The organism is Parcubacteria group bacterium (assembly GCA_041657845.1).
Classification (GTDB): Bacteria; Patescibacteriota; Minisyncoccia; order Moranbacterales; family JAKLHP01; genus JAKLHP01.
This window is the reverse complement of the sequence record JBBABD010000011.1, coordinates 1-24,364: the sequence shown is the minus strand read 5'-3', so window position 1 is coordinate 24,364 and position 24,364 is coordinate 1. Positions and strand designations below refer to the sequence as shown.

Annotated in this window: 22 protein-coding genes; 4 read left to right on the top strand and 18 right to left on the bottom strand. The window is 36.3% G+C overall.

Features of this window, described 5'->3' with window-relative positions; translation table 11 throughout:
- The first annotated feature begins 269 nt into the window (after positions 1-269).
- The 3 genes from WC906_02970 to WC906_02960 all read left to right on the top strand — a co-directional run bounded on the left by WC906_02970 (position 270) and on the right by WC906_02960 (position 2,145).
- A complete protein-coding gene (locus WC906_02970) occupies positions 270-821 on the top strand; it encodes a LemA family protein (protein ID MFA5777374.1) in 552 nt (183 codons plus the stop codon).
- A gap of 83 nt (positions 822-904) precedes the next feature.
- A complete protein-coding gene (locus WC906_02965; protein ID MFA5777373.1) occupies positions 905-1,798 on the top strand; it encodes a M48 family metallopeptidase in 894 nt (297 codons plus the stop codon).
- A 2-nt stretch (positions 1,799-1,800) separates the two neighbouring features.
- A complete protein-coding gene (locus WC906_02960; protein MFA5777372.1) occupies positions 1,801-2,145 on the top strand; it encodes a hypothetical protein in 345 nt (114 codons plus the stop codon).
- A 159-nt stretch (positions 2,146-2,304) separates the two neighbouring features.
- On the opposite strand, the gene WC906_02955 is transcribed toward WC906_02960, so the two are convergent.
- From WC906_02955 to ruvB, 15 genes are all read right to left on the bottom strand, one after another.
- Complete coding sequence (locus WC906_02955; protein ID MFA5777371.1) at positions 2,305-3,525, bottom strand: UDP-N-acetylmuramoyl-L-alanyl-D-glutamate--2,6-diaminopimelate ligase; 1,221 nt, start codon at positions 3,523-3,525, stop codon at positions 2,305-2,307.
- A 179-nt stretch (positions 3,526-3,704) separates the two neighbouring features.
- Entirely contained in the window at positions 3,705-4,628 is a 924-nt protein-coding gene (locus tag WC906_02950; GenBank protein ID MFA5777370.1) for a peptidoglycan bridge formation glycyltransferase FemA/FemB family protein, read from the bottom strand.
- Between the two features lie 70 nt (positions 4,629-4,698).
- Positions 4,699-5,271, bottom strand: a complete 573-nt coding sequence (gene ruvA / locus WC906_02945; protein MFA5777369.1) for a Holliday junction branch migration protein RuvA — start codon at positions 5,269-5,271, stop codon at positions 4,699-4,701.
- Between the two features lie 5 nt (positions 5,272-5,276).
- Positions 5,277-7,829, bottom strand: coding sequence for a PBP1A family penicillin-binding protein (locus WC906_02940; protein ID MFA5777368.1), 2,553 nt, complete (start codon positions 7,827-7,829; stop codon positions 5,277-5,279).
- A 21-nt stretch (positions 7,830-7,850) separates the two neighbouring features.
- Positions 7,851-9,173 carry a tyrosine/phenylalanine carboxypeptidase domain-containing protein gene (locus WC906_02935; protein MFA5777367.1) on the bottom strand — a complete coding sequence of 441 codons (1,323 nt, stop codon included), beginning with the start codon at positions 9,171-9,173 and terminating at the stop codon, positions 7,851-7,853.
- Positions 9,170-9,655 carry a GNAT family N-acetyltransferase gene (locus tag WC906_02930; protein MFA5777366.1) on the bottom strand — a complete coding sequence of 162 codons (486 nt, stop codon included), beginning with the start codon at positions 9,653-9,655 and terminating at the stop codon, positions 9,170-9,172. The genes WC906_02935 and WC906_02930 overlap by 4 nt, the downstream gene beginning before the upstream one ends.
- Positions 9,652-10,614, bottom strand: coding sequence for a hypothetical protein (locus tag WC906_02925; GenBank protein ID MFA5777365.1), 963 nt, complete (start codon positions 10,612-10,614; stop codon positions 9,652-9,654). The genes WC906_02930 and WC906_02925 overlap by 4 nt, the downstream gene beginning before the upstream one ends.
- A 26-nt stretch (positions 10,615-10,640) precedes the next feature.
- Entirely contained in the window at positions 10,641-11,603 is a 963-nt protein-coding gene (locus tag WC906_02920) for an ATP-grasp domain-containing protein (protein MFA5777364.1), read from the bottom strand.
- Positions 11,604-11,607: 4 nt separating this feature from the next.
- Positions 11,608-13,023, bottom strand: coding sequence for a sugar-transfer associated ATP-grasp domain-containing protein (locus WC906_02915; protein MFA5777363.1), 1,416 nt, complete (start codon positions 13,021-13,023; stop codon positions 11,608-11,610).
- A gap of 2 nt (positions 13,024-13,025) precedes the next feature.
- A complete protein-coding gene (locus WC906_02910; protein ID MFA5777362.1) occupies positions 13,026-13,673 on the bottom strand; it encodes a 7TM domain-containing protein in 648 nt (215 codons plus the stop codon).
- Between the two features lie 47 nt (positions 13,674-13,720).
- Positions 13,721-14,212 carry a crossover junction endodeoxyribonuclease RuvC gene (gene ruvC / locus WC906_02905; GenBank protein MFA5777361.1) on the bottom strand — a complete coding sequence of 164 codons (492 nt, stop codon included), beginning with the start codon at positions 14,210-14,212 and terminating at the stop codon, positions 13,721-13,723.
- A gap of 11 nt (positions 14,213-14,223) precedes the next feature.
- The gene (locus WC906_02900; GenBank protein MFA5777360.1) at positions 14,224-14,940 is read right to left on the bottom strand and encodes a YebC/PmpR family DNA-binding transcriptional regulator; all 717 of its coding nucleotides are present in this window, start codon (positions 14,938-14,940) and stop codon (positions 14,224-14,226) included.
- Between the two features lie 82 nt (positions 14,941-15,022).
- The gene (locus WC906_02895; GenBank protein MFA5777359.1) at positions 15,023-16,930 is read right to left on the bottom strand and encodes a lamin tail domain-containing protein; all 1,908 of its coding nucleotides are present in this window, start codon (positions 16,928-16,930) and stop codon (positions 15,023-15,025) included.
- Between the two features lie 69 nt (positions 16,931-16,999).
- Positions 17,000-17,551, bottom strand: a complete 552-nt coding sequence (locus WC906_02890) for a PH domain-containing protein (GenBank protein ID MFA5777358.1) — start codon at positions 17,549-17,551, stop codon at positions 17,000-17,002.
- Positions 17,552-17,779: 228 nt separating this feature from the next.
- Positions 17,780-18,790 carry a Holliday junction branch migration DNA helicase RuvB gene (gene ruvB / locus WC906_02885; GenBank protein MFA5777357.1) on the bottom strand — a complete coding sequence of 337 codons (1,011 nt, stop codon included), beginning with the start codon at positions 18,788-18,790 and terminating at the stop codon, positions 17,780-17,782.
- A gap of 423 nt (positions 18,791-19,213) precedes the next feature.
- Here ruvB and WC906_02880 point away from each other — a divergent pair, with 423 nt between their 5' ends.
- Entirely contained in the window at positions 19,214-19,351 is a 138-nt protein-coding gene (locus WC906_02880) for a hypothetical protein (GenBank protein ID MFA5777356.1), read from the top strand.
- A 158-nt stretch (positions 19,352-19,509) separates the two neighbouring features.
- Here WC906_02880 and WC906_02875 read toward each other — a convergent pair whose 3' ends face one another.
- The 3 genes from WC906_02875 to WC906_02865 all read right to left on the bottom strand — a co-directional run bounded on the left by WC906_02875 (position 19,510) and on the right by WC906_02865 (position 24,148).
- A complete protein-coding gene (locus WC906_02875; GenBank protein ID MFA5777355.1) occupies positions 19,510-19,806 on the bottom strand; it encodes a GIY-YIG nuclease family protein in 297 nt (98 codons plus the stop codon).
- Positions 19,807-19,877: 71 nt separating this feature from the next.
- The gene (locus WC906_02870; protein MFA5777354.1) at positions 19,878-22,901 is read right to left on the bottom strand and encodes a GspE/PulE family protein; all 3,024 of its coding nucleotides are present in this window, start codon (positions 22,899-22,901) and stop codon (positions 19,878-19,880) included.
- A gap of 119 nt (positions 22,902-23,020) precedes the next feature.
- Complete coding sequence (locus tag WC906_02865) at positions 23,021-24,148, bottom strand: DHH family phosphoesterase (protein ID MFA5777353.1); 1,128 nt, start codon at positions 24,146-24,148, stop codon at positions 23,021-23,023.
- Between the last annotated feature and the right edge of the window lie 216 nt (positions 24,149-24,364).

Here is a 24,364-nt window from a genome sequence, read left to right as displayed (position 1 = left end):
TTGTAACAATTTGGTTTTAATTTTTGTTTTTTAGTTGGCATAGATTAGCGTTAAAATTTAGGGTATAAGTTTTATCGACCGTTTCCTTTATTTTAGCACTAATTTGTGATTTAATTAAAATCAGCTATGTCATTCCTGCGAAAGCAGGAATCTACACAAACGATAATCGCAAGTTTAACGCATAAGTATTAGACTAGTATAATTCGAAAGTGTAGATTCCTCGTCAAGCCAGGAATAACAATGTAATAATTATTAAAAACAACAAAAATATGGAAGCAGGATTAATATTGATCATTGTTCTGGCTATTTTGATCATTTGGATCATAATGACCTACAACGGCTTAATTAAGCTGAAAAATAGAGTTGATGAATCTTGGAGCGATATTGATGTACAATTAAAAAGACGCTACGATTTAATTCCGAATCTAATTAGCACCGTCAAGGGCTATGCCGCTCACGAAAAGGAACTTTTTGAAAAAGTGACTCAGGCGCGTACTCAGGCCATGGGAGCGCAAACTCCGGAGGACAAGGAAAAAGCCGAGAATATGCTTTCCGGAACGCTAAAAAGCTTATTCGCTGTAGCAGAAGCTTATCCAAATTTAAAAGCCAATCAAAATTTTCTAGAGCTTCAAAGAGAACTAACCGATACCGAAGATAAAATTCAAGCTTCAAGAAGATTCTACAATGGCAATGTCCGCGACTTCAATACTAAAATTGAAATTTTCCCTAACAATATTTTTGCTGGAATACTTCATTTTGTGAAAAGAGAATTCTTCCAGGCTGATGCTTCAGAAAAAGAAAACGTGGAAGTAAAATTCTAATTTATTTAGAATCATGAATCAAGAATCATGAATTAAGCAAATTTTTTCATGATTCGTAATTCATAATTCATGATTCACAAAATATGACTATTTATACTCAAGCTGACAAAAATACCCGCTTAACCTGGTTCTACATCACCGGATTCTTAGTCTTTGTTATTTTGGTTGGCTATGTTTTTGCCGGAGCGATGCGCAATAGCTTGATTTTGTATGTTGCTGTTATTTTTTCCGTCACAATGAGTTTTGTTTCTTATTGGTGGAGCGACAAAATTGTTTTGGCGATGAGCAAGGCAAAACCTGTCACCCACGAAAACGCCAGAGAAATTTACCACCTCGTGGAAAATCTCTGCATTACCGCCGGACTTCCGGTTCCCAAAATTTATATTATCGAAGACAGCGCTCCTAACGCTTTTGCAACAGGAAGAAATCCTGAACATGGAGTAATTTGCCTTACTACGGGAATTATCAAAAAATTAGATAAATCAGAACTGGAAGGAGTGATCGCCCACGAACTTTCTCATATTGGGAACAGGGATATTCTACTTTCGACTGTGGTGGTTGTCCTGGTTGGATTCGTTACGCTTTTGGCCGATTGGTTTCGCAATTGGACGTTTTTTGGAGGACGAAGAAGCAATGATAACGAAGGCGGGGGACAGCTTCAAATGATTTTAATAATCCTGGCTATCGTGCTTTCAATCTTGGCTCCTTTTGCTGCTATACTAATGCAAATGGCCATTTCCCGAAAACGGGAATTTTTGGCTGATGCCGATGGAGCGCTTTTGACCAGATACCCCGAAGGCCTAGCCCGAGCATTAGAAAAAATATCCGCCGATCCGGAAAAATTGGAAGTTGCCAACCGAGCAACCGCCCATCTATACATAGCCAATCCTTTCAAAGGAAAGAAGGTTAGCAAGTTATTTATGACTCATCCGCCGATTGAAGAGAGAGTTAGGGCTTTGAGGGGAATGAATTTATAATTATGGATAACTATCAATGGACCAAGCATTCTTTAATAAAGATGCGCTATTATGGCATTAGCCAGCAAAGAATAAAAAGAGTAATCAAGAGTCCAGATAGAACTGAAGAAGGAATCGTAGAAAAAACCATCGCTTGCATGCAAACTGCCGGAAGCGAAAAACATCCATATGAAATTTGGACAATGTACCAATTGCCGAAGTTAAAAGTTAAAAGTGCAAAGTCAAAAGTTGATTTATTGAAAAATAATAAGATAAAAATTATCAGTGCTTGGCGATATCCCGGGAAAAGCCCAAAACAAAATCCCGTGCCCCGGGAGATATTGGATGAAATTAGAAATCTGATCTAGATTAGAGTTTACGCACTTGATGAAAAAATATCTTAATGGAGCCAATGCCTACCATGTGCCTAAGAGAAGTTTAGGATATGCCGATATTACTCCGCAAACCTGTTGTTGTTCTTGCGTAACTGATATTTTTGAAGCAAGCGCGTAAGTCCTGTAAATAGGTTACAACTTGCTCAATTCTTCCAAAATAACTTTTTTATCATTCCAAGGAATTTTCTGATTTCCTACTCCCCTGGTATTTTCAGCGCCCATTCCTGTAACAACCACAAAATCACCCGGTTTTGCTAAAAGCAAAGCTTTTTTTATTGCTTCGCGCCTATCTGGAATCTTCCAGAAATTTTCTCCTTCAAGTTTATTATTAATGCCTGCGGAAATTTCTTCAATGATCCTTTTTGGATCCTCGTGATATGGCTCATCATCAGTCAAAATAACATAATCCGTATGTGCAGAAACAATTTCTCCTGTAATGGGACGCTTACCCCGATCACGTTCCCCACAGGCTCCAAAAACTCCAATAACCTTGGCACCTTGTTTTTTTATTCCATCAACAAAGATGTAGAGCTGAGTAAGAGCGTGAGGAGTAAGCGCAAAATCAACAATAATATTAAGATTTTTTTTATTTGAAACCAACTCCATTCTTCCGGGAATTCCTTTTATTTTTTCCAGAGCTTTTTTGATCGTTTCCAACCTAATGCCTTCGGATATTCCCACGCATGCTGCCGCCAAAGCATTTTCGATATTAAATAAACCCAGCAAATGAATTTTGAATTTCGAATTTTGAATTTCGAATTTTGATAAACTTGTTTCTAATTCAATATTTTCAGCCTTTATAATTTTAATTCCTTGATTCATAATTCGTGATTCGTGATTCATTGTGGCATATCCGTATTTATTCTCCGCGCTACATTTCAAAAACTCTTCCGGCTCTTCCATATCCAGATTTACAATTGCAACATCCGCGCTCTTAAACAATTTGCTCTTGGCCTTCCTGTATTTTTTTATCGTCTTGTGATAATCCAAATGTTCTCTGGTTACATTGGTAATAACTGCCGTATTATATCTCACCCCCCAGATGCGATACTGATCCAATGAATGCGACGAGGTTTCCAAAACCAAATATTTACATCCGCTTTGCACCGCTTTTTTGATAAATTTCTGAACCGCAAAGCCCGACAAGGTGGTAAACTTAGTTTCGTTTATTTCTTCTTCTCCGTTAATTTTAAAGTTTATCGTCGAAGCCACTGCAACTTTTTTTCCGGCTTCTTCAAGGATCCCGGCAATCATCTGCACAGTAGTTGTTTTTCCATCCGTTCCGGTTACTCCAATAACTTTTATTTTTCTGGACGGAAAAGCATAAATAATATTGGCAAGTATAGCTTGCATTAAATGGTAAATATTTTTGATTGATTGTGGAACTAATTTTTTCATGTTTGAAAATTTTAAATTCTAAATTTTAAGTTTTAAATGAAATTTGAATTATCAAATGACCAAATGTTTTAAAATTTTTTAATTTTGATTTGATTTAAAATTTGTAATTTAAAATTTAAAATTAAAATCTAAGCTTATTTCACAAAACTCTTAAATTTTTGCAAGATTCTATAAAACCAATACACTAGAGAATTAACGATTATATCATAACTACCCAAAAATTCAATCGGCTTTGCAGTTTGAGAAAATCCTAATTTAAATTTTGTAATCCCGCTCCAATTAGTATCGCCTGCTGTTTTTACTCCGCCAAAATCATATTTTTTAAAACCTCTTTTTTTGGCGTCTTTTATTGCCTGCCATTGGAGTAGATACGGCGCCATTACATTGCGATATTCGTCATCAGTTGCTCCGTGAAGATAGGTGGCAGTTTCATCGTAAAATACAATTAGATTTGCTGCAATAATCTTATTATTATATTCCGCGTAGTATAGTTTCAGAATGTTTTCCGGGATTGTTTCGATCATTTTTCGATAATAATTATTCAAATGAAATTTTATTCCCTTTCTTTTGGCGGTAAGCGAAACTAGATCAATAAATTTATCAATATGCTTAGCGCCTACTGTTATTTTAACGCCTTTTTTCTGTGCAAGATTAATATTGTAGCGAGTTTTGCTTTTCATTTCCGCCAATAATTGTTCTTCTGGTTTCGCAATATCAATCTCAAAAATTTCCCTCGGTTGCATATCGTGAGGCGCTTTCCGGATTTCATAATTTGTATTTTTCTTTATTGAATTCAAACTTTCTTCATTTTCCACATCAAATCTAATCCAACCGGCATTTTCTTTTTTAGCTAGATCTACTATGAGATTTTCCAGTTCGCTTATCACTCCCCGAGGAATATAGAAATATCTCCCAACCACCGGTAATTTATGCTCAATAATGTTCACCCAAGAACCTTCATGTTCTACGTGAAACGTTTTTCTCTCAACTGCTTCCTGAAACTTTCTCCATTCGTCCGATTGGAGAAAATCAATATTTTTACTATTTTCTCTGTCCATGAAACAAAAGATTTAAGAAAACTGCTATTCTTAAATCTTAAATCATTATTCTTAAATCTGCAAAGATGGTTTATTTTTTTCCTAAATTTCTCAGCGCCAGTTTCACTCTTTCTCCCACATCTTTAATTTCCACTGAAACCATTTTTAAAGCTTCACGCGATTCGAAAACGGAATAACCCATCGACGTCAGAGCTTCCAGCGCGTCGCTATCGGCCATTACTTCATCTTTTTCCTGTCCGGAAAGTCCTTCGATTTTATTTCGAAGTTCCAAAATAACTCTTTCAGCTGTCTTTTTTCCTACTCCCGAAACTTTAGTCAGAACTGACGGATCTTCATTGAGAATTGCCGTTCGGATAGTCTTCACATCGGCAATGGTTAAAATTCCCATTGCAGCCTTGGGTCCGATTCCGGAAATTGAAATCAGAAGCTCAAACATTTCCAAATCTTCCAATGTCAAAAAGCCATACAAAGCTAAAATATCTTCTCGAACATAAGTATGGATGAAAAAATTGACTTTCTGGCTTCCGGCCACTTTCCCCAAAATATACGGCGTGACAAAAACCTTGTAGCCAACACCATTCACATCTACCACCACGTATGAATCCCGAATATATTCAATTATTCCTTTGATTTTAGCTATCATATATTTTACCAGCTTGCTATATCAAATTTTTTGCTATCGCTGGCTGTGTTTCCTTTCTCATCAGTAACGGTAACTTTTATTTCAATATCGCTTTCCCCTCCTTTTAAGCTATCCGCCAATGTAACTTTTGCATTTTCTGAACTTCCGGAATCAACTTTATCTCCATCCACAAAAAACTCGACTTTATCAGTATCATATGGCGCATTAATTTTTGTTGATATGCTAAGCTTGTTCAAGCTTTGAGAAACATCCTTTATTGAAATATCTGGCTTATTTTCTTCAAAATCACTTTCCTTGCATTCATCTTTAGGAACGCCCCCGAGGTCATAATCTTTTTTGTTCTTTTCAAACCATTTTTTCACTCCTTTCTCCCAGTTATCATATTGAGGATCTTTCTCCGGATCTTTCGGATCATCGCCTCGCGGATTATCTTTGTTTACATAATAAAGTATATCATGCCCATCAGCAAAATCTTTCTTCTCGGTGTCAGCGCAATAATCATTCGCCAAACAATATTCATTGTTTTTTCCTGGAATTTCGCAAACTTTGATATCTTTCTCCACAGGCAATTTTCCGTTTAAAATATCCTTTCCAGCATCTTCCTTCTCATATTTGGGAAATTGCTCCATTGAATAATTTCCCAGCACTTTATCCATAAAGCTTCTCCAAATTGGAGCAGAAACAACAACTCCATCAGAACCAGCTCGCATTGAAGAATTGTCATTATTTCCTGACCAGACTCCGACAGCGATCGAAGGAGTGTATCCGATTGTCCAACCATCCCTAAATTCGTTAGTTGTTCCAGTCTTGGCCGCAACTGGACGATTATCAAAACGAAGCGGGCTATTTTCTCCGAAAACCGGAGCTCGATAATCATTAGTGGAAAGGATGTGGTCAATCATGGCCACATATTTTTCATCAATCACCTTGTTTCCGTCATTCGGCTTATATTCTTCAAGCGTTTGACCTTTATTGTCTTCTATTTTTAATATCGCAGTTTTTTCATAATGCACTCCTCCGGTAGCAAAAGTGCCATAGGCATTGACATGATCCAAAAGTGTAACTTCTCCTCCTCCCAAAACCAAAGAAAGCCCGTAACGCTGTGGATAGTTTAGCCCGGTTATACCCATCGCCTTAGCCGTTGCAATAGAATCATTTATTCCCGCCAAATATAATGTCTTAACTGCCGGAATATTAAGAGATTGCGCTAAAGTTTCTTTCATCTGAAGCGGACCGCGGAACTTTCCATCATAATTTTGAGGTTTATAATCTTCGGATCCGCCCTGATTGCCAAAACTAGTTTCCGCATCAAACATTATCGTTTCCGGAGTATACCCTTTTTCAAAAGCAGTAAGATAGACATAGGGCTTGAAAGATGACCCGGGTTGGCGATCACTTACAGCCACATTGACCTGCGACTCAAACTTGCAAGTCTTTCCGGAAATGCATCCGTCCGGATACGATTTTCCGAAAAAATCTTTCGAACCGACCATGGCCAAAATCTGTCCGGTTTTTGGATCCATAGCAACTAACGAAGAATTTGCTGCATTATAATTTTTTAGATTTTTGTCTGCTTGATCTTTTATCGATTGCTCAGCAATCGCCTGCTTATCCCAATCTAGAGTGGTATAGACTTTTAATCCTTCCCGTTCCACTGCCTGCTCGCCATAAGTTTTTTCCAGATATTCTTTCACATACATCACAAAATGAGGAGCATTAATATTTTCTTGAAACGATTTTACTTTATTTAAGACATCATAATTCTTGTATTCTTCTGTTTGCTCGCCGGTTATATATCCCAATTTTTCCATTTGCTTGAGCGCATATTCCTGCCTTATTTTTAAAGAATCGGTATGCGAACCATAGGGAGAATAATAACTCGGAGCTTGAGGAAGCGAAGCCAAAAGAGCTGACTCATCCAGGGTTAATTCTTTGGCACTTTTTCCAAAAAAAGTTTGCGCTGCCGCTTCGATTCCATAGGCATTCGATCCATAAGGTATCTGATTGAGATACATGGCCAAAATTTCATCTTTGGAATATTTCGTTTCCAGTTCCAACGATAAAATCACTTCCTTTATTTTACGGGTAAAAGTCTTTTCGTCTGTGAGCATTGATTTCTTCACGAATTGCTGAGTAATTGTCGAACCTCCTTGAGAAGTTCCCCTTCCAATAATATCTTTAAGAGCTGCTCGAATAATAGACGTGAGCTTAATTCCATGATGCGAATAAAAATCCTGATCTTCAAGCGCGATGGTAGCATATTTAATGTTGTCCGGCATTTCGCTAAATGGAATTATAGTCCTTTTCTCTTCGCCATGGACTTCATACAAAATATGCTGGCCTGTCCGATCCATAATTTTCGTCGATTCCACAACCATTCGATCGCTGAGCCCATTGGCATCTGGAAGATCTTTGGCAAAATACAAAAACACTCCGGCGACAAAAATAATGAAAACTCCCAGCGCATATAATGATAAAATTCCCGCTGTTTTCCATCGATTTTCTCGGAAAGAGTTTCTGAGATTATTGGGCTTGAGATAAACAAAAGTTGAGTGCATATTGGATTATTATAAATAATTTTATTCTTCTAGTTTTTTCAGATCATTCTCAGTAATCCCCAGCTGTTCCAAAATCCAGATATGTCTATGATTAGAGGGATCGTATTTACCGACAGAAAAGCGCTTTTCTTCTTCCGGATTATTTTTTATTACATTCCAAACTCCTATATTCCCCTCCCTATATACAATATCTCCTGTAAGACAAGCTCCTGGAGTTTTGCAGGTCGTTCCCCGAAATGTTCTAACACATCTATTCCAAGCAGATTCTTCAGCTGATTTTAAAGCTTCTTTTTTTTCTTTTTTTGATTTTATAAAATAAAAATCTTTTAAAATTTCAAAAACTTCCCTGAATGATCTTTTCTTACCATCTGTTCCGGATGCCAGAGAAATAGCAAAATGCCCATCAAATCCAGAAAAATCATTTGCTCCTTCAATCTTTTGTTCTTCGTAGGTGGCAATTCCCTCTTCTCCTTTCAAGTATCTATCTAGGCCGAGCCCCAAAAGCTTTAACGTTGTTCTTTCACCGCTTTCCCTTCTAAGCACATGGGTTTTAATTTCATGCGCTATGAGAGCAGTTAACTCTTTTTGTTTCATTTTTCTGTTTTGAGGTATTACAACCTCTTTCTTATCCTGTCCGACATTAATGCTGGTAAATTTTCCTTCATCATCCACAACGACCTTCCATCCTGCAATTTGATATTCACTTATTGCTTCTTCAAATGCTTTTTTTACCTCTTCTGCTGAAAATAAACTTCCATCATCCGAAAAATCTTTTTTTGAAATATTTGGTGTTTCCAATACAGTTTCGCTTTCACTTTCCTTGGTCATTCGTTCTTTGATCCTTTTAGCCGCATCGACAATTTGCTGATCATCACTTGATAATTTATCTTCAACTGTTCTTTCAACTTGGCAAATCGTATAATCATATATTTCTTTTTCTGGTTTTCCGTATATAAAATTGGAATATCGGGAAAACTTTCTGTCATTTCCTTCTTTGGAACTTCTTAGCATTCTCAATTGAGCTAACTTTTCATTTATTTTCCATCTATATAATTGTCTAACAACTTCATTTTTTTCATTATCCAGAATGTCTTTTTTTAATTCCAACAGTTTCTGTTCTTTTTCCGCAAAATCAAATTTTTCAAGTTCCGGATAGTCAAGGGTGGGATTTTCTATCTCGCCTTTAAAAAACTTATTTTTTTGTTCTTCTCTCACTTCTTTGTCTCCTGTTAGATATTCATAATCCTGAAAAGCTCCGACTTCTTTAAATCTATCGTACCATTTATCGTCAAGAACTTCTTTTTTATTTTCAAAAACGACAGGATTTTTAAATTCAAAATTCATAATTTTATTTCCATATAATGCTTCTTTTCTCCATTGGAATATGCCCCTGTTATTCTGTGTCCGCTGAATCCGTAATGCTTGTAGAATCCTTCAAAATCATTGGAATCCCTGAAATGCAAATACACTTTTCTAGCTTCTTTATTCTCCTTTATGGTTTTTAAAAATTTATCCATTAACAGTTTGCTATATCCTTTGCCGCGATATTTTTCATCTACTAATAATGTTGTCAGATTGTATCTGAACCTTATTTTTCCAACTTTTCTTCCCAAAATAAATCCTATTATTTTATTATTTTTTTCGAGAATAAAACATTCCATTTTTCTTTCTTTTTTATCATCAAGAAACCCGTTGAAATATTTCTCGCTCCATTTGGACAAAGAAAAATTTTCATTATAAAAATCAACTAGCTGTTTTTTTCTTAATTGCTTTTTTCTCGGAGAATAGTCTATGTAATTATAGACTAGAAAATTCTTAGATTTCATTTCTGTATCTCAAGTTTTTTCTTAAATATTTCTAATAATTCACAATACATCTTTAGCATATACGGTTTTTCGGCGGGAGTAAAATAGAGTCCAGGCATTGAATTCAATTCCACTATCCAAGGCTTTCCCTTTTCATCAAACATAAAATCGATTGCGTATATCCTCGGATTAAAAGTCTCAAATATTTCATTCGCGTATTCAATGATCGGTTTAAGTGTTTTGGGAAGCTTGCTTTCCGGAACTATTTTAAGTGATCCGCCCTGAGCAAGATTGGCCAGATAGCTTCCTTTCTTTGGTTCTCTGATATATGAATAAACTATTTTATTATTAATAAAAACTAATCGCAAGTCATGCATCGAATTACTGAATCCAGGAACGCCCCGAGAAGAATCAATAAACTCCTGCAAAATAAACATTCCTTTCATCTTGGGAATCTTTGAAATATTTTTTTTATCCAAAATCATTACATCTTTTCCCCCGCTTTCATTCAGGGGCTTTACAACAACCTTATTTGAGTTGATCAGTTTTACTGCTTCAAAAAATTCTTTTTCATTCTTTATTAGCCAAGATTTCTTACTCCATTTTTCAAAAAAAAGACTGGTAATAAATTTATCATCAACTATTTTCGTAAAGTGAAGATTGTTTATAAAAGAATAGTGTTCTTCCAAAAGCTCTTTTTTATAATAAACTTCCATGCGTGCCTTTGTTTTATCATAGATAAGATCTGGTTTAATATTATTCACTTTTTTCCAGTTTGCCCCTTCACCTTCAAATATCCACGCATGCTTAAATGTATTTTTTTTATAATCATACCATTCATAGGAAGCTCGATACATTTGAATTCCATTTTTCTTGCACAAAGAATAAAAATATTCATAAGAATATTGATAATCCTTGTTTCTGAATGGTTTACTTTTTTTCCAATCGCTTTTTCCAAATAAAATTAAAACTTTTTTCATATTTTAATTGTATCAATTAAATAGTTTTATAAATCGGAAACTGTTTTTATTTTTAATATATAATGAATAATTTTCTTTACCACATTCTGAGTTTTTCCTTTAGTAGGATTGTAATGAATATAAATATCCGGCTTTCCATTTACTTCAATTATACTGACTGTTTGTTTGCTAGGATGTATTGCTATATCTTCGCAAATCAGATCAATTCCGGCCAAATTTCTTCCAGTTGCCCTAGCTGCTTGAATGCATATTTTTTTTATTTCCGGATGAATTAATTCGGTTGCATCCATAGTTTCACCACCCTCAGCCAAACAGGATATTCCTTTTATAAAAATTTTCTTTCCTTTTTTGAGAATAGTATCCAGATTGACTTTCTGATCTTTCAAAATATTATTTAAAATTAAATCCAGATTGGTTTTTTCGAAGTTTTTTAGCTGCTTTTTTCTTATCAGCTTCCGTATGGTATTCTTCCCATCGCCAGAAATTCGCGGAGGAATCATTTCCAGAACACCAATGGCTTCATTTCCTAAAATCAATACTCGATATTCTTTTCCAAAAATCATCTCTTGCGCTATAAGAAATTTAAAGTTGTTTATCTCTCGCAATATTATTTTTTTGGCTTCGGATGCACTTTTAATATTGACAAAAACTCCTTCGCTATTTGATCCGTTAGAATCTTTCAGCACTATGGGGTAAGAAAGAGACTTAAGTTTTTTTTCGATATCATCGCTAGTAATAGTTTTCCGATAGAAACAAGCAGAGTTTGGTGTTGAAATATTATTTTTCTTTAGAACTACATACGTTAAATCTTTATACGCTGTGAGCATTTTTCCAGAAATCAAGTCGCTAGCTATTTCAAACTTTCGTGAAACGAATATTTTTTCTTTGTTTATATTAATACAAAAATATTTTCTTTCCGGAATAATTTTTTCTATCGTTCCGCCCATTTCCTCAACGACTTCTTTGATAATAGATTGATTTTTTTTCATTCGGCTATTTATTCACATCAATTAAAAACTTTCCTAAATTCTTCTTTCCAATAATCACTTCTTTGTCCAATTCTTTTCTGTCCGTGATATTAGCGTTAGCAATAATCGTGACTCCGTCCAGAATGAAACTGATTTTGGCCTTGGGACGGACAGAGGATCCACTCGAAGAATAGACCGTAGAAATTCCGACGAGGTCGGGATGTTTTCCTGCATATTCTTTTGTAACTTTATCATCTATCATTTTTCCCTCTTCCCTGGAAAAATTACTGGGCTTTTCTGTCGAATTCCAAAAATTGATAAGATCTTCAAATCCCAACTGTTTGGCCAGTTCGGTGTCAATCGAAGTTGAAACTGCTCCGGTATCTATTTTTGCTTCGACTTCAATTTCCTTTCCATCCTTACTGATAAGCTTCACTTTTTCCACTGTTCCGATGACTTTTTTTCCGGAAATATCCTCTACCCCTTCCTCAATCTCTCCTCCGAATAAATCCATTCCGACCCGAACTCCTCTTTCAATAGTTTTAATTTTAAGCTCTTGCACCCTTTCTAACCTTCTTTTGAGTCCGTCGAGATTGGCAATTTGAATGGAAAGTCCCGGACGAGCGTTAAGCTCTAGAAATACAGGACCTTTTTCTGAATCAATTGCCACGTCGGCTCCGAGATAGCCCAGTCCCGTAATTTCCTGCGCTTTTACGGCTAATTTTAAAATATCATTCCAGTACGGTATTTTGATTCCTGAAAGAAGCATCCTGGTTCCCGGAACATAGTCAACCATCTTGCTTTTACCGGAAACTGCAGTGGTAGTTGTTCCAGATGCAAGATCTATTCCCACTCCAATTGCTCCCTGAAGAAGATTGGCTTTTCCTCCCGATTCCTTGGTGGGGAGCCGAAGCATTGCCATTACCGGCACTTTATTATATACGACCACTCTGATATCCGGGATTCCTTTAAAGGCATAGGGCTTAAAAAGCTTGAGAAGCTTCAAGCGCTCTTCAAAAAAAGCAATATCAGAAACATTAGCCAAAGAAAAAGCCCCATCAATAATATTTTGAATGTGACTTTTCAAGTCATCAACTGTTATTACGGATCCGTCCGCTTTGATCCATACATTTTCCCGATCCTTTTTCTTTCCATAGACAACAATAATTCCTTCTCCTCCAAAACCACGATTCGGCTTTAGAACAAAACTGTCAGGAAGAGTATTCCAATCAAAATTTTCCAATTGTTCAAGGCTTCCGATTTTAGCAATCAATTTTGGAACTGGAATTTCTCCTTTTTTGAGAATTCTTTTGCTTAAAATTTTGTTATCGGCAATCTCTCGAGCTCTTTTTAAATTAGCCGGACGAACATATTCAAGATTGCGAGAATTCATCCCGAGCAACTTTTTTCTCTTTTTAAAGTTTTTTAGAAAATCAAACATTGTTACATTTTTTTAAATACTTCTCTGAATCTCAAATATTCACTAATTCGAAGACCGGTCCATTTTCCAAGCGCAATATTAATTGGAATTGTAAGAAGTATTGCCCAGGGATACGCAACGACAAATTTAATAAGAAAATCCCATTTTAACAAATAATATCCGGCAATGGATATTATTAAAGTTTCCAGCGCCAGATAAAAAGCAGTCTTATTTCCTTTTTCAATTTGAGTAGCGATAAACTTTTCAACCAGAGTAATCATAATGAGAAGCGGAAATATTGAAACTGCGGCCAGCCCTGTCCTCTGAAGCGATCCTCCAAGAGCCAGCATCAAAAGCATAGCTAAAGCAACAGTGCTAAGTGTTATTGCGATTCGAGGAAGATAGAGCATTCGAAATCTCTTAAGAATAAACCTAACTGCCATTCCAACTAGAATAACACTGACGAACAAAGCCACTCCATATTTTATTCCGGTGGCAAAAAAGGCAAAAATAATTATTGATGGGGTGTAAATTCCAAAAGCTTTTATCCCGACAACTTGGCGTAAAAATGCAATCATCGTTGCAATTATCGGAAACATCAAGAGAAGAATCACCGTTATCAAAGGAACCCCCTGATTAACAAAATAGTTTATAACTGGATTGATATTCATATAGTTTTCACATTTTTAATTTTATAAATAATTTTTAAATTTCAAAATCAAAAATTCTTTAAACTGTTTACTTTTCGGCTGTTTAAATGGCAAAGCGCTATTGCAATCGCATCCGCCGTATCATCCGGCTTGGGGATTGATTTAAGTTTCAAAATATTTTTTACCATCAGTTGAATTTGCTTCTTGTCTGCTCTTCCATATCCGGTTAGCGCCTGTTTGACTTGGAGCGGAGTATAACTGAAAATTCTAACATTTTTCTTCTCAAGCGTCAACAGCATCGCTCCTCTGGATTGGCTCACCTTTACGGCAGTTTTTACGTTTTTAAAAAAGAAGATGTCCTCAATGGCTGATTCCTGCGGTTCATATTTTTTTATTATTTTTTCCAAATCATCCGCCACTTCTTTTAGGCGATCGGAAACAGAATTTTTTGGCAAAGTACTGATATGTCCATAAGCTATCGGCGCAACGCATCCTTTGCATTCTTCTAATATAGCCCAGCCAGTCGTCGCGGTTCCAGGATCGATTCCAAGCACTTTCATAATAAAAAATGTTACAAGTTATCAAAGATTTCCTGCACATCATCCAGATCATCCAATGCTTCCAAAAGTTTTTCATAGCTTTCTTTGTCTTTTTCGGAAATACTAGTTTTTTGGGTCGGAACATAAATGAGCCCGGCACTTTCAACATTTAGCCCGCTTTTTTCAATATTTTCTTTTACTTCTTTCAGATCTTCAATTTTAGTATAAACAGAAAATACCCCATCTTCATATGAAATATCATCCGCTCCGGCTTCAATCGCTAAAATTTCTAGGTTATCCTTCTCTCCATCTTCAATTGCTATCTCAATACATCCGACCTGCTTAAACATAAAACTAACCGCTCCTTCGGCGACCATTTTCCCTCCTCCTTTAGCCAATACGTTTTTAATTTCTCCCAGGGTTCGATTCTTATTGTCCGTTGCCGCTTTAATCAGCATTGCCACCTGTCCCGGACCATAAGCTTCATACATCACTTCTTGAATTTCTGCGCCATCTTTAAGCTCTCCCGTTCCTCTTTTGATTGCTTTATCAATATTGTCTTTAGGCATATTGGCATAGCGCGCCTGTTCGATTGCCATCTTAAGTTTAAAATTGAATTCTGGATTTCCTCCTCCTTCCCTGGCAGCGATAGTAACAAAACGGCCCAGTTTGGTAAAAACATTGGCCCTCTTAGCATCATTGACTCCTTTTCTTTGCTTTATTCCCGCAAAATGCGAATGTCCTGACATAAAAAACAAATTCACTAATTACGAGCTTATCATAACATCTTGGCGAGTTAATTTCAAGAAAAAGTCCACTTTCTACTTTTTTCTACAAGAAAAAGTTGATAAGATTATTTACAAATTGATTTATATTCCAAAATATAGTTTGAAAAATTCCTTTCTTATTCTCCGATTTATCATTTCTTACTATTTCAACCCCCAAAACCTCGCCTTGATCTTGATTTTCTGCCGGTTCATCAGCTTGGATTTCGACATTATTTTCCACTTGGTCTTTTGATTTATTTTCATCAGCTAAACTTTCTTCCGATTTTTCTCGCTCTTTTGTAGCATCATTTTGTAACTCCTCTGCACTCGTTTGCGTTGAATCGATGTTAGTCTGCACTCCGATCCATTCCCACCCGCTTTCTCCTTTTTCATAAACTTCATCATCCTCCACGCCTTCTTTTTTGCTGTATTTTACTTTCGACGCTACGGTTCCATCCGGGTAGCGAAGTTCTATTTTAGTCTGTTTATTATTTAGAGCAAACGCTGAATATTTTTTGGTAATTTCTTTTGATTTCCCGGGTTTTATTATTAAATCTTTTGAGATTGGGTGATTATATAAGTTATCCCAGCCAGTTGCAATGCTCCAATTTTTTAAATTTATTTTTTTCTTGGAATTGTTTTGAATCGTAATCGATTCTTTGTCATCTTTTCCTTTGGGATTGGCTTTTACGGAAACAATCTTGATTTTTGACTCGCCGAATTTTTCCACTTCAACCGTGAAATTTTCCGTAAAGTCATCGCTTTTTCCTTTTACTACCAAGAGGACTTTGAATATTCCCGTATTCGAATATTTATGTTTTGTTTCTTGGAGATAGCTTTTATGTCCGTCGCCAAAATCCCAAACTACTTTTTGATTTTTATCTCCAGTCTTTACTTCAAAATTAGCGTAAATATTTTTGTAAATCTTATCGTCTTTTTTAATCTTTATATTGGGAGCTTTGTCTAATTTGTTTTCTTTTTCTGGAGTCAAATAACTGCTTCTTTGCCAGCCAATGCCGTCGAAACTATAGGAGATGTCGCTTTTAAAAGGCTTGTTTCCACATAGAACAATCGACGTTTCTACTCCATTTGGATTTAAAAGAGAAATGACTTCTTCAGAATTATTTATCGCGAATTTAAAATCCTTTCTGTAAACAACTAAAAAATTATCCTTTTTTATCACAGTATTTTTTGGAAAAACGTATTCCCCGGTTCCCGCATCTCTTAGTTCCCAGCTTTCAAGATCAATATCGCCATTTGAATAATTATAAACTTCTATGTATTCATCTTTTAATTCATCACCGGAGGGGTTTGGTAGAATTTCATTGATTCTTATTTTTCCTGAATATTCTTTTGGCTCCGGTTTTTTGGAATTTTCTTCACCCGGAGTCCCTCCTTCCGTATAACTTTCCTGCCAATTGGATTTTTTGTTACTTTCATTTAATTTTATTTTTTCCAGCGTCTTTCCGTTGTTTTTCCCTCCCCATGAATTTTCAAAATCAAAATCAATAAAAAAATTTTCGCATTTGTCATTGCTCAACCTAAGAGAGTCTCCTGCTGAAGACAAACTAAAAGCGCTGTCTAAAACATCCCCGTCAAATTTGAGATAATCCGATTTGAAATCATTTTTATTGCTTGCTATTATGGCGAACTTTCCGGGTTTTATTTCCAAATCGCCGTCAATTTTGTGACAGTTTTTGTAGTGTACCCCATCGCTTCCCAATTCAAGATGTTCTTCGTCTGTTATTCCAAACTTATCTTTATTTATAATTATTTTTTCTTCAGTCGGATTATATATTTCTACCCAATCGCTATGTCCAGAATCTACTCCTCCGGGATCATACATTATTTCGGTAATTATTAAATCATCTTCACTCGCCAAGACAATGTTTGGCAAAACAAAAAATCCTGCTGCTTGAAACAGAACTATTAACAAACAAAAACAAAAAGTTTTACCTCCTACACTTTTCATTTTTCACCCTGTTAAATATTTTTTTATTTGTTAGTATTTCCTTTTTTATTTCTTCTCCGTCTTGCTCTCCTAAAAAGCTTTCTGCCTTTTCGCCTGCTTTTTCTGGAGATTCATTATCAAGTCTTTTGTTTTGTACGGATTTGGAATTTGCCTAAAAATAAATCTTTCTTTTTCTGCGGCCGTCTGCACGAAAACATCCCCGTAATTTAAAATCGTCGGGATAAAGCCAGTGACTTCGACTGTAACATCTTGAATTTTTTCAAATTTAACTTCGCTTAATGATCTGACAAAAAGCCCTTTTTGCTCGATATTAATTATTCTTTCGTTGGTAATAACCCAGATATCGAAATAATAATCGATCCAGACAAAAAATCCATAAATCCAAACAAGGATAGCAAAAAGGCTCTCAACAAAAAGAAACAACTTTAAAAAGCTTCCGCTTCTAAAATCCGAAAAATAAACGGGGAAAAAAACAAGAGAGGCTGCCATGAAAAACACCGCCAGCAAGACAGGAATGAATTGTTTGAAAATATTGAACCAGTGCCTATGCATAATTTTGATCAGACCTTCGTTGGCTTCTATTTCCCTTAGCAATTCTTTGCCGAATATTTTTTCTTCCATCTTTTTATAAATTTAAAAATGATATGATTTCTTCAAAATTCAGAGAAAAAAACAGAGTTAGATTGGCAATAATCAATATCCCCGCCACAGAGCAAAAAAGAAGAAGCATAAAAAGCATCGCGTTCTTATTGTAAGAATATTTAATTATATGATAAACGATAAACAGCCCTGCGATTACCAAAAAAATAAATATTATGAAATAGATGATTTGCGCTATTAGCATTTTGTTTAAATTAATTTTTGTTGATTTTCGGCAGTAAACTCTCTCCCCAAATGCCTGAATCCGTTTTCCGTTACCATTCTTCCGCGGGGAGTGCGGGTTAAAAAACCCAGCTGCAATAAATACGGTTCATAGACATCTTCAATGGTCTGAATTTCTTCGAGTGTGGCGGCGGCGATTGTTTGAATTCCCACCGGTCCGCCGTTAAACTTATCAATGATCGTTTCCAAAATATTTCTATCGGTCGGCTCTAGCCCCATTTCATCAATATCCAAAATTTTTAAAGCTTCACGAGCAATCTCTTCGTTTATTATATCCTGATCATTGATTTGTGCAAAATCACGAACCCTTTTCAAAATTCGATTGGCCACGCGCGGGGTTTTTCGACTGCAGTTGGCTATCTTTTCCGAGCCATTTTTATTTATTTTAATATCCAAAATTCGAGCACTGCGATCAATTATTCTTTTTATTTCTTCATCGGTATAAAATTCCAAGCGATTTATCACTCCAAAACGATTTCGAAGCGGATTAGAAAGAGAACCCAGTCTGGTGGTCGCGCCAATCAGAGTAAATTTTGGAAGATCAAGCTGCAAGGTTCTGGCGGATGGACCTTTCCCGATAATGATATCTAGTTTGTGATCTTCCATCGCCGGATACAAAACTTCTTCAATCAGCTTGTTGAGCCGATGGATTTCATCGATAAAAAGAATGTCTCCATCTTGAAGATTGGTAAGGATTGATCCAAGGTCGCCAACTCGTTCAATGGCCGGACCGGAAGTTACTCGAATATTTACTCCTGTTTCCTTGGCGATAATGTGAGCCAGGGTTGTTTTTCCCAGTCCTGCAGGCCCATAAAGAAGCACATGTTCAATCGGTTCTTTTCTTTTTCTGGCGGCATCAATAAGAATACTCAGGTTTCTCTTGGTTTTTTCTTGTCCGACATATTCAGCAAAACTCTGCGGACGCAGAGTATTATCCAGACCCGAATCTTCGACTTGTTCATCGGAATTTGTAATCATAGTACGCTAATGGTCGCTAATGTTTAAACAAATGCATTCGAATGCATTCGAATTCATTCGGCTTTATTCGCAACTATTAGCAGTTTATCACCATTTGACAAAAAAATAAAGCTATGCTACAGTAGAGAGTCATCCGGAAATTACTACTTCCTAGCTGACATTATTAAAATTCTTTTTTGCTAATCTGTAGACAATTGGTGGCTTCTATCTTTTGCCGTCAATATCGGGAACTTTTTTGCCAAGATATGGGTATCGGGGTTTCGGCTCTGGTATTCCTCGACACTGTTCCTTCCCTGGAATTCCTAATTCCGGGTCCTGTCTACAGATTTGTGGAAGAGAACTTTCTAATTATCATTTGAAAACCAAAGGAGGTGAAATAAAGATGGAAGGCAAATTTACAATATCAGTAGCAGAAGGTTCTGTATGGGCGGGACAATTGAAACATCCGACCATACTTTCTATGGAGTAAGCCGAGAAGATGCGTTAAAGCTTAAGCCCGGTTCTCAGGTAGCATTTACTCCATTTGAAAACGATCGAGCTAAAGATATTTCCGAGAAGTAAACTAGCCAAAAGGCCACTGGCAAACCTGGCAGTGGCCTCAGGACATAACGTAAGACGGATATGTCTTTTTTTATTTCCCCAAACAAAAAAGCAGAAATAATCCGCTTTTGAGGTCGTGTCATTCCTGCGAAAGCAGGAATCTACACTATCGAACTATACTAACCTAGTATTTTCTCATACAGATCCTTCCATTCTGGATTATCTTTTTCTATCAATTCGATTTTCCAATCTCTCTTCCATTTTTTAAGTTGCTTTTCTTGAAGTAGCGCACTTTGCACATTTTCTGTTTGTTCAAAATATACTAAGTTATGGATATTATATTTTTTAGTAAATCCTCCGACTAAATTGTTTTTATGTTCCCAAACTCTTTTAGGTAAATTTGATGTTACCCCGATATATAGTGTTCCGTTTCTTTTACTCGCTAGCATGTATACAAAATAAAACTTTGTGTTCATCGTTTGTGTAGATTCCTGCTTTCGCAGGAATGACAATATTTTTAACTTTTCACTTTGAACTTTTAACTAATTTATTCTTCCGTCACTCTCTCCACTTCTTCCAATGTCGTCTCGCCTTCCAGAACTTTAAGTATTCCGTCTTGCGCCATCGTCAACATTCCTTTTTCAATCGCTTTGTCTCGAATCTGAGTAGAAAAAGCATTTTGGAAAATCATTTCTTTAATATCTTTATCAATTATCAAAACCTCGCTCACCGTTGTTCTTCCTTTGTATCCGATCGAATTGCATTTTTCACAACCTTTCGGTTTGTAAATAAAATCCGTTTTGGGAATTTCCACTCCGGAAGCAGGATTAATTGATTTCAAAACACTTTCTATTTTTTCTTTTTCCTCCGAAGTTGGCGTTGCTTTTTCCTTGCAATTACAAAGTTTTCTGACCAAGCGCTGAGCCATAAAAGCGTTGGAGGAAGTTGCCAAATCATCCGCCTGAACTCCCATATTCAAAAGCCTCTGGATGGAACCAACTGAATCGTTGGTATGAATAGTAGACAAGACCAAGTGCCCAGTAAGTGCCGACTGAAGCGCTACTTTAGCCGTTTCTTCATCCCGAATCTCTCCCACCATCATAATGTCAGGATTTTGACGCATCAGCGCCCGAAGAGCCGTGGGAAAAGTATATCCTCCGCCGTCATTTACTTGCGTCTGAAGCACTCCCGGAAGTTGATATTCAATCGGATCTTCAACGGTAATTATTTTTACTTCCGGCTTATTTAAGACGTTCAAAATGCTGTACAAAGTTGTTGATTTTCCCGATCCGGTCGGTCCAGTGTTGAGAAATACCCCGTTGGGCTTGTTTACTTCGTGCATTATTTTTTCCAAATTCTGTTTTCTAATTCCTAATTTATCAATATCGAGAGCTACTGCCGATTTATTGAGAAGCCTCATCACGACAGTTTCTCCAAAACCGCCCAAAATTATGGAAACACGAATATCAACTTTCGTGTCTTTGATCGTTCCGAAAGGCTTATCTAAAACAACAGAAAAACGGCTGTCTTTCACTCCTTCCCTGACTTCGGATTTAAACCCGCAAAGAACTTTTATTTCTCCTAGGAAACTTGGATATTCATTAAGAGGAATCATTCCGACAGTTTGAAGTATTCCATCAATTCGAAGGCGAATCTTCACGTTATTTTCTTCCGGTTCAATATGAATATCTCCCGCTTCCAAAAGAAGCGCACTGGCAAAAACTACCTTCAGGGCTTCTTTCTGATTGGATCCTGCAATAAATTTCCCTAATTTTTCAAAAGAAGAAATGTTTTCCGAAGTTTTTTTCACATCTTCATCAGAAATGGAAATAGAACGAGCCAAAACTTGCGACATTAATTTTTCATAAATCTCATCCAAGAAATCTATTTGTCCAGTAACGCGCCAAACTTCTTCCAGGGACGTTATTCCTTCCACTGATTTAAGAATTCCGTCTTGAGACATGGTTATCATTCCATTTTCAAGAGCCGCTTTTAGGATATCTCCTTCTCCTGCCATATCCAAAATTAATTTTTCTATTTCTTCATTGATCGTTAAAACCTCATACACTCCGACTCTCCCTTTGTATCCCAACCCCCTGCACTTCGGACATCCTTTGGGGCGGTAAAGATATTCGATGTCCTTTGGAATTTCAACTTTGGCTTTTGGAGAAATTATCGCCAAAATTCTTTTGAGAGACTCTATCGTTTCTTTGGCTGGAACATATTTCTCCTTACAATCAGGACAAAGCCTGCGAACAAGGCGCTGAGCCAAAAAAGCATTTGATGCAGGAGCGATAAGATTCGGTTTCACGCCGAGTTCTACGAGTCTTGGTATGGTTGCCGCAGAATTATTAGTATGAATGGTGGATAAAACCAAGTGGCCTGTAAGCGCAGCATTGACTGCAATATCAGCCGTTTCCTCATCGCGAATTTCTCCCACCAAAACCACGTCTGGGTCTTGGCGAACCACAGCTCTAAGCCCATTAGCAAAAGTATAGCCCTTGTTTTTATTGACTTGGGTTTGTGATATTCCCTTAATTTGATATTCTACCGGATCTTCAACGGTAATTATTTTTACTCCGGAGACATTCAGCGTATTTATAAGGGAATACAACGTTGTTGTTTTTCCTGATCCAGTTGGTCCGGTAGTGAGAATTATCCCATTAGTCTTTTCTATTTGCTTTTGAACTTCTTCATAAGCTAATCCTCGAAGACCCAGTTCTTCAACCTTAAGAAGAACGTCCTTTTGATTAAGGAGCCTCATCACAACACTCTCTCCGTAACTTCCCGGAATAATGCTTACTCGGACATCCATTTTCCCATCCTCAAGGTCAATGGAAAAATGTCCGTCCTGAGCAATTTCCCGAAGATTTATTTTCATCTTTCCCATCATTTTTATTCTGGAAATTAAAGATCTATAAATATCATGGGGAAAATTTCCGATATCCTGAAGAACTCCGTCGATACGATAGCGAAGCCGAGCAGCTTCTTCCTGCGGTTCAAAGTGAATATCACTAGCTCGCATTTTTACTCCTCCGGCCATAACAATGTTGATAACTTGCGTAGTAGAAATGTCTTTCATTCTATTCTTGAGATCTAGCAGATCTTTGAATTGTTTTTCAAATTCTTCTAAGTCCTTGCCTTGAAGGGATAATTTGAGCATATCAATATTTTCAAGAAGCGGCGCCTCTTTATATTTGCCCAAAATTCTTTGAAGAGATGACTGGGAAACAATAAAAATATTAACTTGCCATCCTTTTTTTTCCTTTAATTCATTTATATAATTCAAAGCTTCTTCGTTGTTGGGATTAAGAATGGCGATTTGATAATTTCTTCCCTTTTTTTGAAAAATTCCCATACTATATTTTTTGGAATCTTCTTCTGAGATGGCTCGAACATCATCGGATCCTATAGGAAAAATATTCAAATCAACATACGGAAGGCCAGCGTTTCTGGCAACAGACGCCGCCTGTTCTTCTTCTTCAGCTTTGTTTGCATGGCTGATAACCAACTGAGTTTTCAGCGCTCTTCCTTGGTCTGTTTCAGATTTTCCCCTGATTACCTTTGACATATTGAAAGAATTTTAATTTCTTTCTTATATTTTATATTATTTCGATTAGAATAGCAAAAAAATCAGGACGCAGCCCTGATTTAATAATATTTTAATTGTGTATTTTTATCTATCGTTTTTTATTTCCTCAATTTTTCCAATACCTCTTTTTCGACTTCTAAAATATTTTTTTTCTCTATTCTGAAAATCACAATATCTTGTTTAATTTGTCCATCAAGAATACCGGACAATTTTTTTGCCATTTCTGGACTCGCGCATTTTATCATCCCTGCAACGATATCTATATTTTCGTTGTACAAAACCATAAAAATATTGCCAGCAGAATAATTATCCTTGATTTTTTCTAGAATAAAAGGAATATCTTGAGGATTGCTTCGACTCTGAACAAAATCCTCAATAGCGACAAGCGACCAGACTAATTTTAAATTTTCATCCCAATTAAGGCGCGCCATAACTCTACCCCAAAGCTTTAAAGTGTTAAAAGGTTGTGTTTTGAAAAGCCAGCGGATTATTTCCTGCTGTTTGGCGCCATTATCCATCAGCTTGGCGGAAATTTGAAGTGATTTTGGCGTGGTATTTTTTCTTTGAAAACTTTCCGTTCCGCTAATGATAGCGGTCAAAAGACAATCAGAAATATTTTCATCAATTATTGTCGAGTCAATTTTTTCAAAAATTTCATACAAAACCTCTGCCGTAGAGGACGCGGTAATATTCACCATATTAACTTGTCCGAAGTTTTCATTGTTAGAATGATGGTCGATATTGATGACTGGAATTTCATAAAAAATATCCGGATCATCTTCAAAAACTTTTCCGAGTGTTTCTTTATCGGGACTATCCAAAACAACAATCGCGTCATATTTTGATTTCGCCGGAATAAAACAAAAGTCGCGAGGATCTATGGAGCCTTTTTCCGGAGTAATATAAATTTTAAGTTCGTCTTCGCCAAATTCAGGTTTGACGTTGCTTATTTTGTTATATTTAGTATTAAAAACCAGGATAAATTCTTTAGCTTCAGCGATGCTTTCGGAAATATTTTTCGGCTTAGGAAGAAAAATAAATCTTTCCGCTTCTTTGAATTCATCGACAAAAGCCAGCGTCGGAACTATTCCTTTTTTTTCAAGAAAAAAATAAAACGCCCATCCAGATCCGATTGCATCTCCATTTGGATTTTGCGGCAAAATTATCAGAACATTTTTTGATTCATCTATAATTTTTTCAATTTGTTGGATCGGTTCAAGAGCCATACTTATGGAATTTATAATTTTTAAATAGGATGCTTAAAATGCCAGTTATTCAGCTTAGCAGAGCTGTTTAGCTGTGTCAACTGCTCGAATTAGGATGTCAAAGTTTTTTTAAAATGTCATAGCGCTGCGTTTTTTTAAAATGTCATACTTGCGGAACTTTAGAAATTATGGCGCAGCGAATATCGGCTCTAATCCTACTTCTCCACGGATGATTAA

Coding starts and splice junctions, on each gene's coding strand:
- WC906_02890 (MFA5777358.1), bottom strand. CDS start 17,551: ATGGAAGAAAAAATATTCGGCAAAGAATTGCTAAGGGAAATAGAAGCC.
- WC906_02955 (MFA5777371.1), bottom strand. CDS start 3,525: ATGCAAGCTATACTTGCCAATATTATTTATGCTTTTCCGTCCAGAAAA.
- WC906_02915 (MFA5777363.1), bottom strand. CDS start 13,023: ATGTTTGATTTTCTAAAAAACTTTAAAAAGAGAAAAAAGTTGCTCGGG.
- WC906_02865 (MFA5777353.1), bottom strand. CDS start 24,148: ATGGCTCTTGAACCGATCCAACAAATTGAAAAAATTATAGATGAATCA.
- ruvC (MFA5777361.1), bottom strand. CDS start 14,212: ATGAAAGTGCTTGGAATCGATCCTGGAACCGCGACGACTGGCTGGGCT.
- WC906_02895 (MFA5777359.1), bottom strand. CDS start 16,930: ATGAAAAGTGTAGGAGGTAAAACTTTTTGTTTTTGTTTGTTAATAGTT.
- WC906_02930 (MFA5777366.1), bottom strand. CDS start 9,655: ATGAAATCTAAGAATTTTCTAGTCTATAATTACATAGACTATTCTCCG.
- WC906_02875 (MFA5777355.1), bottom strand. CDS start 19,806: ATGAACACAAAGTTTTATTTTGTATACATGCTAGCGAGTAAAAGAAAC.
- WC906_02950 (MFA5777370.1), bottom strand. CDS start 4,628: ATGGACAGAGAAAATAGTAAAAATATTGATTTTCTCCAATCGGACGAA.
- WC906_02925 (MFA5777365.1), bottom strand. CDS start 10,614: ATGAAAAAAGTTTTAATTTTATTTGGAAAAAGCGATTGGAAAAAAAGT.
- WC906_02970 (MFA5777374.1), top strand. CDS start 270: ATGGAAGCAGGATTAATATTGATCATTGTTCTGGCTATTTTGATCATT.
- ruvB (MFA5777357.1), bottom strand. CDS start 18,790: ATGATTACAAATTCCGATGAACAAGTCGAAGATTCGGGTCTGGATAAT.
- WC906_02910 (MFA5777362.1), bottom strand. CDS start 13,673: ATGAATATCAATCCAGTTATAAACTATTTTGTTAATCAGGGGGTTCCT.
- WC906_02870 (MFA5777354.1), bottom strand. CDS start 22,901: ATGTCAAAGGTAATCAGGGGAAAATCTGAAACAGACCAAGGAAGAGCG.
- WC906_02920 (MFA5777364.1), bottom strand. CDS start 11,603: ATGAAAAAAAATCAATCTATTATCAAAGAAGTCGTTGAGGAAATGGGC.
- WC906_02965 (MFA5777373.1), top strand. CDS start 905: ATGACTATTTATACTCAAGCTGACAAAAATACCCGCTTAACCTGGTTC.
- WC906_02960 (MFA5777372.1), top strand. CDS start 1,801: ATGGATAACTATCAATGGACCAAGCATTCTTTAATAAAGATGCGCTAT.
- WC906_02940 (MFA5777368.1), bottom strand. CDS start 7,829: ATGCACTCAACTTTTGTTTATCTCAAGCCCAATAATCTCAGAAACTCT.
- ruvA (MFA5777369.1), bottom strand. CDS start 5,271: ATGATAGCTAAAATCAAAGGAATAATTGAATATATTCGGGATTCATAC.
- WC906_02900 (MFA5777360.1), bottom strand. CDS start 14,940: ATGTCAGGACATTCGCATTTTGCGGGAATAAAGCAAAGAAAAGGAGTC.
- WC906_02935 (MFA5777367.1), bottom strand. CDS start 9,173: ATGAATTTTGAATTTAAAAATCCTGTCGTTTTTGAAAATAAAAAAGAA.
- WC906_02880 (MFA5777356.1), top strand. CDS start 19,214: ATGGGCGGGACAATTGAAACATCCGACCATACTTTCTATGGAGTAAGC.